The sequence below is a fragment of the Frankia sp. CcI156 genome (assembly GCF_001983015.1).
In the GTDB taxonomy this organism is placed as follows: Bacteria; Actinomycetota; Actinomycetes; order Frankiales; family Frankiaceae; genus Frankia; species Frankia casuarinae.
In genome coordinates this window covers 100,839-117,466 of the sequence record NZ_MOMD01000001.1, presented here as the reverse complement: position 1 = coordinate 117,466, position 16,628 = coordinate 100,839, and the positions used below count along the sequence as shown (strand labels likewise).

The 16,628-nt window shown below is 68.1% G+C and carries 16 protein-coding genes and 4 tRNA genes; 15 read left to right on the top strand and 5 right to left on the bottom strand.

What is annotated here, in order from left to right; genetic code table 11:
• Window positions 1–186: 186 nt before the first annotated feature.
• Entirely contained in the window at window positions 187–675 is a 489-nt protein-coding gene (locus CcI156_RS00605; RefSeq protein WP_076803960.1) for a YajQ family cyclic di-GMP-binding protein, read from the bottom strand.
• A gap of 186 nt (window positions 676–861) precedes the next feature.
• Between CcI156_RS00605 and CcI156_RS00600 the strand changes: the two genes are divergently transcribed.
• Window positions 862–946, top strand: a tRNA-Tyr gene (locus CcI156_RS00600).
• Between the two features lie 110 nt (window positions 947–1,056).
• Here CcI156_RS00600 and pyrE read toward each other — a convergent pair.
• The gene (gene pyrE, locus CcI156_RS00595; RefSeq protein ID WP_076803959.1) at window positions 1,057–1,593 is read right to left on the bottom strand and encodes an orotate phosphoribosyltransferase; all 537 of its coding nucleotides are present in this window, start codon (window positions 1,591–1,593) and stop codon (window positions 1,057–1,059) included.
• Window positions 1,594–1,684: 91 nt separating this feature from the next.
• On the opposite strand from pyrE, the gene CcI156_RS00590 reads away from it, so the two are divergent.
• Window positions 1,685–2,137 carry a gamma-glutamylcyclotransferase family protein gene (locus CcI156_RS00590; RefSeq protein WP_076803958.1) on the top strand — a complete coding sequence of 151 codons (453 nt, stop codon included), beginning with the start codon at window positions 1,685–1,687 and terminating at the stop codon, window positions 2,135–2,137.
• Between the two features lie 33 nt (window positions 2,138–2,170).
• Here CcI156_RS00590 and CcI156_RS00585 read toward each other — a convergent pair whose 3' ends face one another.
• A complete protein-coding gene (locus CcI156_RS00585) occupies window positions 2,171–2,728 on the bottom strand; it encodes a hypothetical protein (RefSeq protein ID WP_011435021.1) in 558 nt (185 codons plus the stop codon).
• Window positions 2,729–2,906: 178 nt separating this feature from the next.
• Window positions 2,907–4,397, bottom strand: coding sequence for a GH25 family lysozyme (locus CcI156_RS00580; protein WP_076803957.1), 1,491 nt, complete (start codon window positions 4,395–4,397; stop codon window positions 2,907–2,909).
• Window positions 4,398–4,814: 417 nt separating this feature from the next.
• On the opposite strand from CcI156_RS00580, the gene CcI156_RS00575 reads away from it, so the two are divergent.
• The 5 genes from CcI156_RS00575 (at window position 4,815) to CcI156_RS00555 (ending at window position 6,555) form a co-directional block, all read left to right on the top strand.
• Window positions 4,815–4,890, top strand: a tRNA-Thr gene (locus CcI156_RS00575).
• Between the two features lie 99 nt (window positions 4,891–4,989).
• A tRNA-Met gene (locus tag CcI156_RS00570) sits at window positions 4,990–5,063 on the top strand.
• A gap of 130 nt (window positions 5,064–5,193) precedes the next feature.
• Window positions 5,194–5,325, top strand: a complete 132-nt coding sequence (gene rpmG, locus CcI156_RS00565) for a 50S ribosomal protein L33 (RefSeq protein ID WP_070131962.1) — start codon at window positions 5,194–5,196, stop codon at window positions 5,323–5,325.
• Between the two features lie 230 nt (window positions 5,326–5,555).
• Window positions 5,556–6,017, top strand: coding sequence for a MaoC family dehydratase N-terminal domain-containing protein (locus CcI156_RS00560; RefSeq protein WP_011435023.1), 462 nt, complete (start codon window positions 5,556–5,558; stop codon window positions 6,015–6,017).
• Window positions 6,018–6,126: 109 nt separating this feature from the next.
• Complete coding sequence (locus tag CcI156_RS00555) at window positions 6,127–6,555, top strand: MaoC family dehydratase (protein WP_011435024.1); 429 nt, start codon at window positions 6,127–6,129, stop codon at window positions 6,553–6,555.
• Window positions 6,556–6,599: 44 nt separating this feature from the next.
• Here the strand turns inward: CcI156_RS00555 and CcI156_RS00550 are convergent, their stop codons facing one another.
• Window positions 6,600–7,808, bottom strand: coding sequence for a pyridoxal phosphate-dependent aminotransferase (locus CcI156_RS00550; RefSeq protein WP_011435025.1), 1,209 nt, complete (start codon window positions 7,806–7,808; stop codon window positions 6,600–6,602).
• 311 nt (window positions 7,809–8,119) lie between these two features.
• On the opposite strand from CcI156_RS00550, the gene CcI156_RS00545 reads away from it, so the two are divergent.
• The 8 genes from CcI156_RS00545 (at window position 8,120) to rpoB (ending at window position 16,570) form a co-directional block, all read left to right on the top strand.
• Window positions 8,120–8,192, top strand: a tRNA-Trp gene (locus CcI156_RS00545).
• 61 nt (window positions 8,193–8,253) lie between these two features.
• Entirely contained in the window at window positions 8,254–8,502 is a 249-nt protein-coding gene (secE, locus tag CcI156_RS00540; protein WP_011435026.1) for a preprotein translocase subunit SecE, read from the top strand.
• A gap of 155 nt (window positions 8,503–8,657) precedes the next feature.
• Window positions 8,658–9,491: a transcription termination/antitermination protein NusG gene (gene nusG / locus CcI156_RS00535; protein WP_011435027.1), complete on the top strand. Its 834-nt coding sequence runs from the start codon at window positions 8,658–8,660 to the stop codon at window positions 9,489–9,491.
• A 35-nt stretch (window positions 9,492–9,526) separates the two neighbouring features.
• A complete protein-coding gene (gene rplK / locus CcI156_RS00530; RefSeq protein ID WP_076803956.1) occupies window positions 9,527–9,961 on the top strand; it encodes a 50S ribosomal protein L11 in 435 nt (144 codons plus the stop codon).
• Window positions 9,962–10,098: 137 nt separating this feature from the next.
• Window positions 10,099–10,815, top strand: a complete 717-nt coding sequence (gene rplA / locus CcI156_RS00525) for a 50S ribosomal protein L1 (protein ID WP_023839793.1) — start codon at window positions 10,099–10,101, stop codon at window positions 10,813–10,815.
• A gap of 386 nt (window positions 10,816–11,201) precedes the next feature.
• The gene (gene rplJ / locus CcI156_RS00520) at window positions 11,202–11,765 is read left to right on the top strand and encodes a 50S ribosomal protein L10 (protein WP_011435030.1); all 564 of its coding nucleotides are present in this window, start codon (window positions 11,202–11,204) and stop codon (window positions 11,763–11,765) included.
• Window positions 11,766–11,868: 103 nt separating this feature from the next.
• Window positions 11,869–12,261, top strand: a complete 393-nt coding sequence (gene rplL / locus CcI156_RS00515) for a 50S ribosomal protein L7/L12 (protein ID WP_076803955.1) — start codon at window positions 11,869–11,871, stop codon at window positions 12,259–12,261.
• 883 nt (window positions 12,262–13,144) lie between these two features.
• A complete protein-coding gene (rpoB, locus tag CcI156_RS00510) occupies window positions 13,145–16,570 on the top strand; it encodes a DNA-directed RNA polymerase subunit beta (protein WP_076803954.1) in 3,426 nt (1,141 codons plus the stop codon).
• The last annotated feature ends 58 nt before the right edge of the window (window positions 16,571–16,628 follow it).

Below are 16,628 nucleotides of genomic sequence, written 5' to 3'. Positions count from 1 at the left end.
CGGCGCGTCGTCGCGGTAACACCCCGAAGTACTCGGAGTACGCTTTAACCGCGAACTGCCGGCCGAAACGGCGTCGGTTCACAACCAGGACCGCGGCGGAGCAAACCCCCCAGGTTCCGCCGCAAGCACCCCGCCCGAAACCCCCCATCGGGCGGGGTGCACCCTGTCTCCAGCTTTTCCGTCGCGTCAGCGGTAGTTGACGAACTGGAGGGGAACTTCGAAGTCCTCGGTTTTGAGTATCTGGATCACGCGCTGCAGGTCATCGCGCTTCTTCCCGGTCACCCGTAGCTGATCACCCTGAATCTGGGCCTGTACCCCCTTCGGGCCATCCGTCCGGATCTTCTTGGCGATGGCCTTGGCCTTGTCCTCCGCGATGCCCTGCTGAACGGTGACGGGCAACCGGAACTCCTTGCCCGACGGCTTGGGCTCGTCGAAGGTCAGGGCCTTGAGGGAAATGCCGCGTTTGACGAACTTCTCCTGCAGTACGTCGAGCACCGCCTTGACCCGCTCGTCCGTGTTCGCTACAAGCAGAATCGACTCGCCGGACAGCGTCGCGGATGCGCCGGTGTCACGGAAGTCGAAGCKGGTCCGGATTTCCTTGACCGTCTGGTTGACGGCGTTGTCTATCTCCTGGGCGTCAACTTTGCTGACGATGTCGAAGGATGGATCTGCCACGTGTGCGGACCTCCTGGTCGGTTCGATGTGGGTGAGGATCGTGTGGAGTCGAGTGCTGTGCGTGATCGTGGTGCGCGGCCTTCGTTTCGTGAGCCGCTACTCACCGTTGTAATCGATCGTCGGCGGCCGCAGCGGGGCGGTGCGGCATCACGATGCTCCGTCGGGACCGGTATGCTCCTCTACGACGGCAGGTTGCCCGAGCGGCCAAAGGGAGCGGTCTGTAAAACCGTCGGCTCAGCCTACGATGGTTCGAATCCATCACCTGCCACCATCCCGGAGTTCCCGGGGATCATGCTTCTACACGGGCTCGGATCCACAGGCCCGGAGCATCGCTCCGGGCCTGTGGATGTGCGGCCGCGGATGGTCCTCGTCGCCGGGCGGTCAGGTGTCCGCGGCTGCGGCCTCCAGGTCCGCCCGGGTCAGGACGGGATGCAACGTCAGACCGAGCTCGGCGAGTCTCTCCCGGCCGCCCTCCTGCCGGTCGATCACACAGAGCACGTGTTCCACGACCGCTCCGGCATCCCGCAGTACCCGGGTCGCGTCGAGCACGGCACCACCGGAGGTGACCACGTCCTCGACGAGGGCGACGTGGCGTCCGGTGACGTCGCCGCCCTCCGCGATGCGTCGGGTGCCGTATTCTTTGGYCTTCTTCCGGACGAACCGGGCGGGCAGACCGGTGCGCTGGGAGAGCAGAGTCACGAGGGGCACTCCGCCGAGTTCGAGTCCGGCGAGGATCTCCGCGCCGGGCGGCACCAGTTYGGTGAGCCCGGCCACCACCGCAGCGAGCAGCGCCGGGTCGGCTTCGAAGAGGTACTTGTCGAAGTACTCGGTGCTTGTCCGGCCCGACCGGAGCAGGAATGTCCCGGTCAGCTGGGAAGCAGTCCGAACCTGGGCGGCCAGCGCCGCGTTGTCGTTCACGTCTGCTCACTCTAGGACCGGTTCCCCGCCGGGATGCCGGCCGTGGACGGTCACCCATGGGCCGCCATGGCCGGGGCACTACCGTTGCCTCATGTCATCGGCTGAGGCGGAGCGCGCGGTCCCGCTGTTCGTCTACGGGACGCTGCTGTTCCCCGAGGTCGTGCGGGCGCTCATCGGACGCGTACCCGAGGTGGGGCCCGCCACGGTCACCGGCTGGYGGGCCGCCCGGCTGCGTGGTCGGCTCTATCCGGGCCTCGTGCCCACGGCCGAGGCGGACGGGCCGGATCGGGCCACCGCCGGCCTCGTCCTCCTGGGGCTTGCCGCACGGGAACGGGCGATCCTCGATGCCTTCGAAGGCGAGGCCTACGAGACCCGTCCGCTGCTCCTGACCGACGGGCTACCCGCCATGGCCTACCTTTGGCGTGATCTCGCCGAGGCGATGCCGGAGAACTGGGACGCCCGGGTCTTCGCCGACCGTCATCTCACCGACTACGCCCTGCGGTGCGCCACCTGGCGGGCGGGGCTGGCCGATCCGGCACCCTAACCGCGAGCTGACCGCCTGACCGCGAGCCGCCGTTCAGCCGGTGGTGGGCGGCCGCGGACCCTCTTCGCGCCGGACGCCGCCCCCGGAGGTCACCCGGGTGCCACCGGTCTCGGTGAGGCGACCGACTCCGGCCTCACGCCCGGCGGAGACCCCGGCCTGGTCGCTCGGATACGGCTCCTCGTACCCGGCTCTGGCCCGAGGAGCATCGTAGGTGCACAGTACGTAGATGACGACTACGTCGATCGCGATGATGACGACGGACCAGACCGGGAACGCCGCAAGGAACGCCAGCTGCCCGATGGCGTTGATCGTCGCGATTGCGACCCCTCCCCAGCGGGCGGCCTCGTTACGGGCCGCGATGCCGAAGGCGATCAGTATCTCGACGACGCCGACCACGATCCACAACCAGCCCCAGAAGGTGGTGTCGGCGTAGATCACGCTGGTCCCGCCGTTGAGGTTGTTCACCACGACGGTGTAGTCGCGCAGGGACGCAATGCCGTAGATCAGGTTGTGGAAGCCGACGATGAACATGATGACGGCGGCGAAGGTGAGCCATCCGTTCAGCGGGCGTGCCACCCGTGTTCCTGCCATCTCATCCTCCCCGGTCGTACTCGCGGCGGATCGCTCTGCCCGCATGGTGCGGTCCGTCGTTGTTCGGTAGTCATACGACCACCTCTCCGCCGCGTAGGTGCGATACCCACGGTAGGCCGCCGTCACCCATCGTTGTGTCCGTCGGGCCGGAGGCGGTTCTCTCCGGCCCGGGACACGATCAGGGAGCGGTGCCGGCGCCACCCGCCACACCCACGCCACTCTTGCCGRTGCCGTTCTTGCCGGCCGGCAGTGTCGTGACCGCGTTYGTCGCCGCGCTCCAGCGGAGCTTGCCGAACTGAAAGGTGCTCTCCCGTCCGCCCGGGACCGAGTACTCGTCGGTGATCGGAAGCCCGAGGCTCGACGTCGTGCCACCGAGGCCCAGATAGGTCCGCAGGATGCGGCCGTGGACCTCGTGCGCGCCGATGGCCGGGTGCCAGTAGATCCAGCCACCCTGGAACTTCGCCTGAAGCGTCTCCGGGGCCGTGGCGTACTCGACACCGCTCACCGGCCGGCGCAGGAAGCTGTTCGTTCCGCCCAGCTCCAGGAACTTCGTCGCGATGGATCCGTGCAGGGCCTGTACGCCGGTCGCCACGGACCAGAAGGCCAGGCCGTTGGAGTAACGCTGCCAGCGACCGCCACCGCCGGCGGGCAGTTCGCTGTCGACGGGCGTCCCAACGGCCAGGMGGGTCAGCCCGGCGGTCGCGTACCACTTCTCGATCTCGCTGCGGGTGCCGTCGGCCTGTGYGGCGAGCGCGGTCAGCGTGCAGCACAGCACGTTCAGATCGACATTTCCCATGATCCCCGGGACATTTCCACTCGAGGTGTACTGCCACAGCGCCCACTTGGTCCAGCCGCCGGGCAGCCAGCCCGGGGTCGCCTTGTTGTTGTAGATGGCGAACCAGAACGGATACCGGGCGAAGCTGTGGTTGTCCGCCAGCTTCTTGGTCCAGAACGAGCGGTACGTGTAGAGGATGGGCGCCCGGCCGGTCTCGGTCTCGATCTTCTCGAGGAACGCCCGCGTCCAGGCGGCCAGCGCGGCGGGATCGAGTCCTCCGTCGTCCTCGAGGTCGAGCACGGGGGCCAGCTGCCCGRCGGCGCGGGTCAGCCCGCTCACCGTGATGAAGCGCTGTGCCTGGTCCACCGCGGTCGAGATCGGCCGCGCCGGCCGCGCGTAGTGATAGGCCCCGACCACCAGACCGGCTTTGGCGGCCGCGTCCCGGTCCGCGGCAAAGTACGGATTGGTGTAGTTCGGTCCTTCGGTGGCCTTAATGATCGCAAAGCTCAGGCCGGAGCCGCGCGCTGCGGTCCAGTCGATGGGGCCGCCGCCGGGATGCTGCCAGGAGGCCACGTCGATCCCCCGTGGCCAGGTCGGGGACGGCACCGCGCCCTGGGCGACTCCGGTGGTCGCGGTCAACGCCCCCGCGGTGATGGCCAGCGCCGCGATGCTCGTCACCCGCCGGGGGAGGGGGATTGGCAGCAGGGACGGGCGGGTGTCGACCCGCCGCCGCGTCGACCCCGGAGGAGGGCCGTGGCCTTCTTCATCCGGGTGGCCAGACGTGGGGGTGGTGGTCGGCAGGGTGGTGGTCGTAGGCACGGTGTCGCCGGCGGTGGGACCGGGCCGGACCTCGCGTGTCGTCGGATACCGGCTGGAACGGTGCATAGGACGCATGGGCAACCCTCGATGCTCGGGAGGCGATGCTGGGGAGGCTCGCCAGGCGGTTGGCCACGCCGGCAGCGGCGCACCAACGGGTGCTCCACACGCTAAGCATCGAAGAGATTACTTACAGCTATCAGTGTGAGTGGCGTCCAGGTAGGTCGCTACGGATAGTTGTTCCCGTCGGCAATCTCCGCATGTTTCGATGGAACGGAGTGAGGGTCGGGCGTACTGGCGTGTCATGGGGCGGACCTGGCGGTCAGGGCAGGGGGGTCGTTTCCGGCCGGCGTAGCGCCGACGGGGCCAGCGGGGGCCCTCACGCCGGTCGCCGGGAGGACCGGTCGCCGGGAGGACCGGCGGGTTCGGGGACGAAGTGGGTGAGGGGGTCACCCAACCCCGCCTGTCGTCGTGTAACCTGAGCTCCGCGGCCTCGCCCCTTTAGCTCAGTCGGCAGAGCGTCTCCATGGTAAGGAGAAGGTCTACGGTTCGATTCCGTAAAGGGGCTCCACGTTCCGCCTTCGGGTGGGTTCGTGTCCGGGGGGATGTCCGCCGGTCCTCCCGCGGGGTAAGATGTTGGTCGGGCCGCCGCAAGCAGGTGGACCATCCTAGCGGTGTAGCTCAGTCTGGCAGAGCAAGCGGCTCATAATCGCTGTGTCGCCGGTTCAAGTCCGGCCACCGCTACMAGCAGTGTGCGGCCTACCGCGGAGCCCGTGCGGGATCGCGGTTCGCCGCGCCGCCTGACCTGTTCAGCAACCGACTTAGGAAGAGGCATCACGCCGTGGCCGCCACTGACGTACGCCCGAAGATCACGATGGCGTGTCAGGTGTGTAAGCACCGGAACTACATCACGCGCAAGAACCGTCGCAACGACCCGGACCGCCTCGAACTGAAGAAGTTCTGCCCGAACTGCGGCAAGCACACGGAGCACCGCGAGACGCGCTGACGTTGCTCCGGYGGCTGCCCATCGGCGCGTCCGGGCGCCCGTCCCCACCTGGACGGGCGGAGTCGCTGAATCCTCCGTGCACGTATCTACGTTCCGCACCGGTAGCCGGTCAGGGAAGTCCTTGGCCGGCTTCCTGGCATGCCAGCCAAGATTATCGACCGATGGCGGGCGATGTGGTAACCACGTAGAGACACCCTGGTCATCCCGCTGATGGCGCGATCGGAGTTGCGATGCCGCTCAATCAGGACTTCGTGGGACGAAGCTCGGTTTCCCCCGCCCCGTTCCAGGTCGGGCGCGAGCACATCCGGAGGTTCGCCGAAGCGATCGGGGACGACAACCCGCTGTACCACGATCTGGAGGCCGCGAAGGCCGCTGGTTATCCCGATCTCGTGGCTCCACCCACGTTCCTCATCACAGTGATCCCCGGAACCCTCGGGGTGCCCACCGACGATCCGGAGCTCGGCCTCGACTTCTCTCTGGTCGTCCACGGCGAGGAACGTTTCGTGTTGCTTCGGCCGGTGGTGGCCGGCGACGAGCTGATCTGCACCTCGACCCTGACCGGCATCCGGTCCGTGGGGACCAACGAGGTGCTCGTCGTCAACTACCAGTTCGCCACGATCTACGGAGAGCAGGTCGCCACCGGCGTGTGTGGGCTGGTCTCGCGCGGGACGGCTCCGCCGAGGCGCCAATGACACCTTTGCCGACAGGGTTGTCGGAGTCCCACCGGCCCCGCTCGGCTCCGGCGACCGCGCGTTGCGCACGTTCCGGGCGACCCCGGGCGTCCTCACGATCTGGAGAACGATGACCGCCACGGTGAGCTACGACGACGTCGAGGTCGGCACCGAGCTGCCGGAGCGACTTTTCCCGTTGCGTCGGGATGATCTTGTCCGGTATGCCGGTGCGTCCGGCGACTTCAACCCCATTCACTGGAGCGATCGGGCGGCCGCCGAGGCCGGCCTACCGGGAGTGCTGGCGCACGGCATGCTGACCATGGCGACGGCCGCGCGGTTGGTCACGGACTGGCTCGGGGACCCGGGCGCCGTGGTCGAGTTCGGGGTGAAGTTCTCCTCCCCGGTGATCGTGCCCGACGACGGCGCCGGCGCGACGGTGTCCGTGCGTGGCATGGTCGAGAAGAAGCTCGACGACAACCTGGTGGTGGTGAATCTCACCACCCGATGCGACGGAAAAAAGGTCTTGATGGCGGCCCGGGCGACCGTCCGGCTGCGCTGAGGCCTGCCGCGCGGCAGGTCCGGCCGCTGAGCCGCCCGGCGGCCTCAGGCCGCCTCGGCGAGCAGGGCGGAGAGGCGGCTGACTCCCTTGACGAGATCGTCGTCGCTCAGCGCGTAGGACAGCCGGGCGAAGCCGGGAGTGCCGAAGGCCTCACCCGGCACGATCGCGACCCCAGCCTCCTCGAGGATCAGCTGGCACAGATCCGCGGACGTGGTGGGGATACGGCCGCGCAGGGTGCGCCCGAGCACGTCCCGCACCGACGGATAGCAGTAGAACGCCCCGTCGGGCAGTGGGCAGCGGATCCCGGGCGTCTGCGACAGCAGGCGGTGCATCGTCTGCCGGCGGCGGTCGAAGGCGGTGCGCATCGTGGCGACCGCATCCAGCGGGCCGGCGACCGCGGCAAGCGCGGCGGCCTGGGCGACGTTCGAGACGTTCGACGTCGCGTGGGACTGGAGGTTGGTCGCGGCGGCTACGGCGTCCGCCGGCCCGACCAGCCAACCGACCCGCCATCCCGTCATCGCGTAGGTCTTCGCGACCCCGTTGACGATGATGCAGCGTTCGGCGAGCTCAGGTACCTCGGCGAGAACGGAGGCGAACCTTGTCTCGCCGTAGACCAGATGCTCGTAGATCTCGTCGCTGATGACCCAGATCCCGGCCTGCTCGGCCCACCGTCCGATCGCGCGGACCTCCTCGGGGGTGTGGACGGCGCCGGTCGGGTTCGACGGGGAGTTGAACAGCAGAACCTTGGTCCGCGGGGTGCGTGCCGCCTCCAGTTGTTCCACCGTCACCCGGTACCCGGCTTCCGGACCGGTGACGACGTCGACCGGGACACCCCCGGCCAGCCGGATCGACTCCGGGTAGGTCGTCCAGTACGGGGCGGGCAGGAGCACCTCGTCCCCCGGGTCGAGCAGCGTCGCGAACGCCGCGTAGACAGCCTGCTTGCCGCCGTTGGTCACCAGGACCTGGCTCGGCGAGACGATCACCCCCGAGTCTCGGGCGGTCTTCTCGGCGATGGCCTGCTTCAGCTCCGGCAGGCCCGCGGCCGGGCTGTAGCGGTGCATGCGGGGCTCACGGCATGCCTTCTCGGCGGCGGCGACGATGTGGTCCGGGGTTGGGAAGTCCGGCTCCCCGGCGCCGAACCCGATCACGTCGCGGCCCGCGGCGCGCATCGCCTTGGCGGTGGCGTCGACGGCGAGCGTTGCGGAGGGGGCGATTCCCCCGATGCGGTGCGAGATCCTGCTCATGGCCGCCATGCTGCCACGGCTGTCACACGCGTGTCGGATGCACGTCGGACGTACCGTGGGATCCGTCCGGACCCTCCGGCAACGGTCCTCCGGCCCRTCCGGCCGCATCCATTCGAACCTCCGTGACAGGCTGCCAGCCCCCTCGCCCCCCGCTACCCCCTCGACGCGATCGCCGTACGCGGAGTCCAGGCGGCAAAGGGGTATGCTCGATCCGCTCGGGTACCCATTCCGGTACATCGCCGTGCGGCTGGGCTATGCGCTACGTAGCRCATAGCCGGGGTATGGTGGCGTAGCGGTCGCAAGGATCCGGGTGTGTGTCTAGGGGCGTGGCTCAATTGGTAGAGCACCGGTCTCCAAAACCGGCGGTTGCAGGTTCGAGTCCTGTCGCCCCTGCGCTGTTCGACAGTTGGCTGGTTCGATGACGCTGGTTCGATGACGGAGTGGGTGGAGTTGAGTGGCGACYGATACCCGTGACGCGGCACCGCGCCCCAAGCGGGCTACGCGTGCCGCGGGTCGACGTCGGTATCGGCCACTTGTGTTCATCCGCGAGGTCATGGCGGAGTTGCGGAAGGTCGTCTACCCCGGGCGGAGTGAGCTGATCACCTATGTGCTGGTCGTGCTTGTCTTCGTCAGCGTGATGACGGCGTTCGTGGCTACCCTCGACTTCGGCCTCACGAAGGCGGTCCTCGCGATCTTCGGCTGACGGGTCCCACCGCCGGACAGGCCGGGGCCGAAGYAGGCGGTGGTCGCTGGAGCTGCCCATCGGCGAGCTGGCTGCCCGTCCGGCCCCACGCCCGCGCAGCGCCGCTTCGCGGGTCCACAGCAGCAGAAGTGTTCACGAGAGTAAGGATCGTCCGCGTGTCCCAGTCGCCCGAGCACGCCTCCTCCGAGCAGGGGGAGGCCCTCGCCCGTCTCGATCCCCTCGCGGCGTTCGAGCACGACGAGGTGGCGAGCACGGACGCCGGCGCCGAGCTCGGCGACGTCTACGCCACCGCCGAGGCCGATCCCACCGCCGAGGCCGATCCCACCCCCGAGGCCGATCCCACCCCCGAGGGTGCTTTCCCGGTCTCCCCGGCGGTCGGGACGGTGCCGCCGGCCCTGACCGACGACGATGCCGACGACGACGATGCCGACCTGCGGCGGGCGATCGAGGACGCGCCTGGCGAGTGGTACGTCGTGCACTCCTATGCGGGGTACGAGAACAAGGTCAAGACCAATCTCGAGACCCGGATCTCCAGCCTCAACATGGAGGACTACATCTTCCAGATCGAGGTGCCCACCGAGGAGGTCCCGGTGGTCAAGAACGGCAAGCGGCAGCTTGTCCAGCAGAAGAAGTACCCGGGTTACATCTACGTCCGGATGGATCTGACCGATCAGTCGTGGTCGGCGGTCCGTAACACCCCGGGTGTGACCGGGTTCGTCGGGCTCACCAACCGGCCCTCCCCGCTGCGCCGGGAGGAGGTCCTCTCGATCCTCGCCCCGGTTGTGCCGAAGGAGAAGAAGGTCGAGACCGTCCGGGTGCAGGAGTTCGAGGTCGGCGAGTCCGTCACCGTCATGGACGGCCCCTTCGCCACGCTCCCGGCGACCATCAGCGAGATCAACCTCGACGCCCAGCGACTGAAGGTGCTGGTCTCGATCTTCGGTCGGGAGACGCCCGTCGAGCTGCAGTTCAATCAGGTCGCGAAGATCTGATCCGCTCCGTAGAACCCCGGTAGGAAGACGAGCACATGCCTCCCAAGAAGAAGAAGATCACTGCGATCATCAAGCTCCAGATCAACGCCGGCAAGGCCACCCCGGCGCCGCCRGTCGGCCCCGCGCTGGGTCAGCATGGCGTGAACATCATGGAGTTCTGCAAGCAGTACAACGCGGCGACCGAGTCGCAGGCCGGCAACGTCGTGCCGGTCGAGATCACCGTCTACGACGACCGGTCCTTCACCTTCGTCACGAAGACCCCGCCGGCCGCGCGGCTCATCCTCAAGGCCGCGGGCGTGGAGAAGGGCAGTGGCACCCCGCACCGGGACAAGGTTGMCAAGCTCACCACGGCGCAGATCCGCGAGATCGCCCAGACCAAGCTCCCGGACCTCAACGCCACCTCGATCGAGGCCGCCGAGAAGATCATCGCCGGCACCGCTCGATCCATGGGTATCACGGTCGGCGAGTAGTACGCCCTCGCGTTCCCCCCACCACCGGACCGACCAGTGGGAGGGCGGCCGGGCGCAGGTGCCGGGTGGACAGGATGTGTCCACGTCGCCGCGTCCCTTCGACGGCCGTCCGCCATCACCACGAGGAGACAGACAGTATGAAGCGCAGCAAGGCCTACCGTGCCGCGGCCGAGAAGATCAACCCGGAGAACTTCTACAGCCCGCTGGAGGCGGTCCGCCTCGCGCAGCAGACCTCGACGACGAAGTACGACGCGACGGTCGAGGTTGCGATCCGGCTCGGGGTCGACCCTCGCAAGGCCGACCAGATGGTCCGTGGCACGGTCAACCTGCCGCACGGCACCGGGAAGTCCCCCCGCGTCGCTGTCTTCGCAGCCGGGGAGAAGGCCGCTGAGGCGAGCGCGGCCGGGGCCGACATCGTCGGTAGCGATGACCTGGTCGCCCGGATCCAGGAGGGCTTCCTGGAGTTCGACGCGACCGTCGCGACGCCCGATCAGATGGCGAAGGTTGGTCGGATCGCTCGGGTCCTGGGCCCCCGCGGCCTGATGCCGAACCCTAAGACCGGCACCGTGACGCTGGACATCGGCAAGGCCGTCTCCGACATCAAGGGCGGAAAGATCAACTTTCGGGTGGACAAGCAGGGTAACCTGCACATCGTCATCGGGAAGACGAACTTCACCGACACCCAGCTGATCGAGAACTACACGGTTGCCCTGGATGAGATCGTCCGGGTGAAGCCGTCCGCGGCCAAGGGCCGGTATCTGAAGAAGATCACCTTCACGACCACCATGGGCCCGGGTATCCCGGTCGACCCGAACCGCACCCGCAACCTTCTCGACGAGGGTGCCGCCGCCTGATCCGAGCCGTCCGGCGGCTCTCGCTCGTCCGGAGGCATCGCCGCACGAAGCCATGCGTGCGGCCGCCGGGCGAGCGAACAGGGGCGAGAACAGCGACGAACAGTCGCGTACACTGATATCCAGTTCCACACCGAAGACCGCTGGTTGCCGTCTCCGTTCCCGTCGAGGGCCACTCCTCGTCCGGTTCGACCGACGGCCGAAGGCCCCGGGTTCCCCGGGCGGCCCGCGCAGGTGACGGACGGGAAGTTCCGTGACGGATGCACGCAGCCGGGTGACACACCCGGTAGCRCCACCGCCGCCCTTCACGCCCCGTGCGCCTGCGCCGGGGCGTTCGTCATGTTCCAGGGGCGTTTCCGTATGACCAGCCGACACCCCGAAGGAGCCCCATGGCGAAAGCTGAGAAGACCGCCGCGGTGGCGGAGATCGTCGAGGAGTTCCGTGGCTCGACCGCTGCGGTGCTCACGGAGTACCGCGGTTTGACGGTGAGCCAGCTCACCGAGCTGCGGCGTGCCCTCGGCGAGGGCACGCGCTACTCCGTGGTCAAGAACACCCTGACCAAGATTGCGGCGGAGCAGGCCGGGGTCACCGGACTCGACGACCTGTTCGTCGGGCCGACCGCCGTCGCCTTCGTCAGYGGCGACCCGGTCGAGGCGGCCAAGGGCCTGCGMGACTTCGCTCGGGCGAACCCGGCACTGGTGCTCAAGGGCGGCTTCGTCGAGGGCAAGCCGATGACCGCCGACGAGATTCGCAAGCTTGCGGATCTTGAGTCCCGCGAGGTCCTGCTGGCGAAGCTGGCCGGGGCGATGAAGGGCACGCTGGCCGGGGCCGTCGGGCTCTTCGCCGCTCCGCTGTCCCAGGTGGCCCGGCTCGCCGAGGCGCTGCGCGAGCAGCGCGAAGGCCAGTCCGCCGGCGTCGCCGAGCAGCCGGCCGCCGAGGCTGCCGCCGAATAGCCGAGCGGCGCCACCATGGTGCCGCTCCGAGATCACAATCAGGTCGCTCGCAGTCACGAGCAGGCCACCCCGAATCAGGCATGACGAGGAAGGAACCGCCACCATGGCGAAGCTGTCGACCGAAGAGCTGCTGGACGCCTTCAAGGAACTGACCCTGCTGGAGCTCTCGGAGTTCGTGAAGCAGTTCGAGGAGACCTTCGGTGTCACCGCCGCGGCTCCGGWCGCCGTGGCCGCCGCTCCGGCCGCCGGTGGTGCGGGCGGCGAGGCGCCGGCCGCCGAGGAGYAGGACGAGTTCGACGTCATCCTTGAATCCGTCGGTGACAAGAAGATCCAGGTCATCAAGGAGGTCCGCGCGCTGACCAGCCTCKGGCTGAAGGAGGCCAAGGACCTCGTCGACGGGGCTCCGAAGCCAGTCCTGGAGAAGGTCGCCAAGGAGGCGGCGGACAAGGCGAAGGCGGCCCTCGAGGGCGCCGGCGCCACGGTCACCGTCAAGTAAGTACCGGCAGTCCGAGCAGTACTGGCAGCACCCCGCTGCCCTGGACGCCCCGTCCGGCGATGCCCGTCGCCGGACGGGGCGTCCCTTGCGGCCACCCGGCGTGGCCGTGGCGGACACCCCCGTGCCGGGGCACCCCTCTGCGGTGCCCCGGCACGTGCTGTCTGGAAGGCCCGAAAGGTCCACCGCAGGCGGCCCGATGCACAGATGGGCAGGTCGGGTCCGTTCGTGACGTTTTCCGAAGGGGGTTGACGGCCTCTGTGGATCGGAGTTCCATCAAGTTTGCGAACCCTCGTCGGGAGCGGATGCGGTGCGCTACGTCCTCCCTGCGTGGTCCCATCACGCAGGTCCTTGCCAGCGGTGTGCCCTTCGGCTACACTGCTAGTTTGCGCTGCCCTTCTCGTTGTATCGGCCTCGTCGACGTCGTGCCGTTGGTGATGGTCGGCCCTGTTCGGGGGCTGGTATGCACCGCGAGGCGGTTCCGGTTACGTGGTCCGGAGCGGTACTCGCGGTCAGTCCGGGACGATGTGGGGGCGCGCTGGTCGTGCCGGAGTGTGGCACGGCTGTACGGCTGCCACACCGAGGACCCTGAGCGAGACCCTTGCCCATACACCGATCCGTTGTTCTCAGCGGACACTCGTGTCGCCGCGCGCACATGCCGTGGCGAGGCTTCCGCGTGCCCGTTGTCGGCTTGTCGGCCGCACATCCGCTACGCAGGACGCCCGGGGGTCGGCCTCCACGTCCCGCGGCCATCATCTCACCGGTGGGGCACCCCCCGCCGCCGTTCCTGACAACCGTAGCGAGACACTGATCACYTGACCATTCCCCGACGGATACTTGACGTCCGCGACGCCAGCCCGACGATCAGGCCACCGGAAGGACCACCTTGGCCGCCTCGCGCTCTTCCTCCCGCATCTCGTTCGCTAAGATCATCGAGCCCCTCGAGGTCCCGGATCTCCTTGCTCTTCAGACGCAGTCCTTCGATTGGCTGATCGGTAGTGACGCCTGGGCGGAGCGGGTGCAGGAGGCCATCGATTCCGGYCGTGACGACGTTCCGATCACCTCGGGTCTCGAGGAGGTCTTCAAGGAGATCTCCCCGATCGAGGACTTCTCCGGCTCGATGTCACTGTCCTTTCGGGACCACCGGTTCGAACCGCCCAAGTACTCCGTGGAGGAGTGCAAGGACAAGGACATGACCTTCTCGGCCCCGCTGTTCGTCACGGCCGAGTTCACCAACAACAACACCGGCGAGATCAAGAGCCAGACGGTGTTCATGGGTGACTTCCCGCTCATGACCCCGAAGGGCACCTTCGTCATCAACGGCACTGAGCGCGTGGTGGTCAGTCAGCTCGTGCGCTCTCCGGGGGTCTACTTCGAGCGCAGCCTCGACAAGGCTTCCGACAAGGACCTGTACTCCTGCAAGGTGATCCCCTCCCGGGGAGCCTGGCTGGAGTTCGAGATCGACAAGCGCGACACCGTGGGCGTGCGGATCGACCGCAAGCGCCGTCAGTCCGTCACGGTGCTGCTCAAGGCGCTCGGCTGGGACGAGGCCCGCATCCTCGAGCGGTTCGGTGACTTCCCGTCGATGCGGATCACCCTGGAGAAGGACCACACCGCCGGCCAGGACGATGCGCTGCTCGACATCTACCGCAAGCTGCGCCCGGGTGAGCCGCCGACACGGGAGTCGGCGCAGACCCTGCTGGAGAACCTCTTCTTCAACCCGAAGCGTTACGACCTCGCCAAGGTCGGTCGCTACAAGGTCAACAAGAAGCTTTCCCTGGGTGTTGCCCACGACGTCGGTGTCCTCACCGAGAACGACATCGTGCGCACGATCGAGTACGTCGTCAAGCTGCACGCGGGTGCCGACCCGGCCGAGTACGAGGTCGACGACATCGACCACTTCGGCAACCGGCGCATACGCACCGTCGGCGAGCTTATCCAGAACCAGGTCCGCCTCGGCCTGGCCCGGATGGAGCGTGTCGTCCGCGAGCGGATGACGACCCAGGACGTCGAGGCGATCACCCCGCAGACCCTGATCAACATCCGGCCGGTCGTCGCCTCCATCAAGGAGTTCTTCGGCACCAGCCAGCYCTCGCAGTTCATGGACCAGACMAACCCGCTCGCCGGTCTGACCCACAAGCGCCGCCTGAACGCGCTCGGCCCCGGTGGTCTGTCCCGGGAGCGGGCCGGCTTCGAGGTCCGTGACGTRCACCCCAGCCACTACGGCCGGATGTGCCCGATCGAGACGCCGGAAGGCCCGAACATCGGCCTGATCGGCTCGCTGTCGACGTTCGCGCGGGTCAACCCGTTCGGCTTCATCGAGACCCCGTACCGCAAGGTGGAGAACGGCCGGGTCACCGGCCAGATCGACTGGCTGACCGCGGACGAGGAGGACCGGCACGTCAAGGCGCAGGCGAACACCCCGCTGCGGCCCGACGGCTCGTTCGCGGAGGACCGTGTCCTGGTCCGCCGCAAGGGCGGTGAGGTCGAGTTCATCCCGCCGGACGAGGTCGACTACATGGACGTCTCGCCGCGGCAGATGGTGTCCGTGGCGACCGCGATGATCCCGTTCCTCGAGCATGACGACGCCAACCGCGCGCTGATGGGCTCCAACATGCAGCGCCAGTCGGTGCCGCTGCTGCGCTCCGAGGCGCCGCTGGTCGGCACCGGGATGGAGGCCCGCGCGGCCAAGGATGCCGGCGACGTGGTCGTCTGCGCCCAGGCGGGGGTGGTCGAGGATCTCTCGGCCGACTACATCACCGTCATGCACGACGACGGCACCCGGCGCACCTACCGGCTGGCGAAGTTTCGCCGGTCGAACCAGGGCACCTGCATCAACCAGAAGCCGATCGTGAACGAGGGCGACCGGGTCGGGGCCGGCCAGGTCATCGCGGACGGCCCGTGCACCGACAACGGTGAGATGGCGCTCGGCAAGAACCTGCTGGTCGCCTTCATGCCGTGGGAGGGGCACAACTACGAGGATGCGATCATCCTGTCCCAGCGTCTCGTCCAGGACGACGTGCTGTCCTCGATCCACATCGAGGAGCACGAGGTCGACGCCCGCGACACCAAGCTCGGCCCGGAGGAGATCACCCGGGACATCCCGAACGTCGCCGAGGAGGTTCTCGCCGACCTCGACGAGCGGGGGATCATCCGGATCGGCGCCGAGGTCTCGCCCGGCGACGTCCTGGTCGGCAAGGTCACGCCCAAGGGCGAGACCGAGYTGACCCCCGAGGAGCGCCTGTTGCGCGCGATCTTCGGGGAGAAGGCCCGGGAGGTCCGTGACACCTCGCTGAAGGTGCCGCACGGTGAGTCCGGCAAGGTCATCGGCGTGCGGGTGTTCTCCCGCGAGGACGGCGACGAGCTCCCGCCCGGGGTCAACGAGCTGGTCCGGGTCTACGTYGCCCAGAAGCGAAAGATCACCGACGGGGACAAGCTTGCCGGCCGGCACGGCAACAAGGGTGTCATCGCGAAGATCCTCCCGGCCGAGGACATGCCCTTCCTCGAGGACGGGACCCCGGTCGACGTCGTGCTCAACCCGCATGGTGTGCCTCGGCGGATGAACATCGGCCAGATCCTGGAGACCCACCTCGGGTGGGTGGCCAAGACCGGCTGGCAGGTCGACTCCGGCACCGAGGACTGGAAGGAGCGGCTGCGTGGCATCGGCGCGGACGCCGCCTCGGCCGGCACCAATGTGGCGACCCCCGTCTTCGACGGTGCCCGCGAGGAGGAGATCACCGGTCTGCTCGACTCCACCCTGCCCAACCGCGACGGCATCCAGCTGATCGGCTCCTCCGGCAAGGCCAAGCTGTTCGACGGCCGGACCGGTGAGCCGTACCCCTACCCGGTGGCGGTCGGCTACATCTACATCCTCAAGTTGCTGCACCTGGTCGACGACAAGATCCACGCTCGGTCGACCGGTCCCTACTCAATGATCACCCAGCAGCCCCTGGGTGGTAAGGCGCAGTTCGGTGGCCAGYGGTTCGGCGAGATGGAGGTGTGGGCGCTGGAGGCCTACGGCGCCGCCTACGCCCTGCAGGAACTACTGACCATCAAGTCCGACGACGTCGTGGGCCGGGTCAAGGTCTACGAGGCGATCGTCAAGGGCGAGAACATTCCGGAGCCCGGTATCCCGGAGTCGTTCAAGGTGCTCATCAAGGAGATGCAGTCGCTGTGCCTCAACGTCGAGGTGCTCTCCAGCGATGGCGTGCAGATCGAGATGCGTGACACCGACGAGGACGTCTTCCGTGCGGCGGAGGAACTCGGGATCGACCTGTCCCGGCGTGAGCCGAGCAGCGTCGAGGAGGTCTGACGGACGCCGGGGGTCCGACGCACCCGCCCTGATGGGCGGCGAGGCCCCCGGCGGCTCC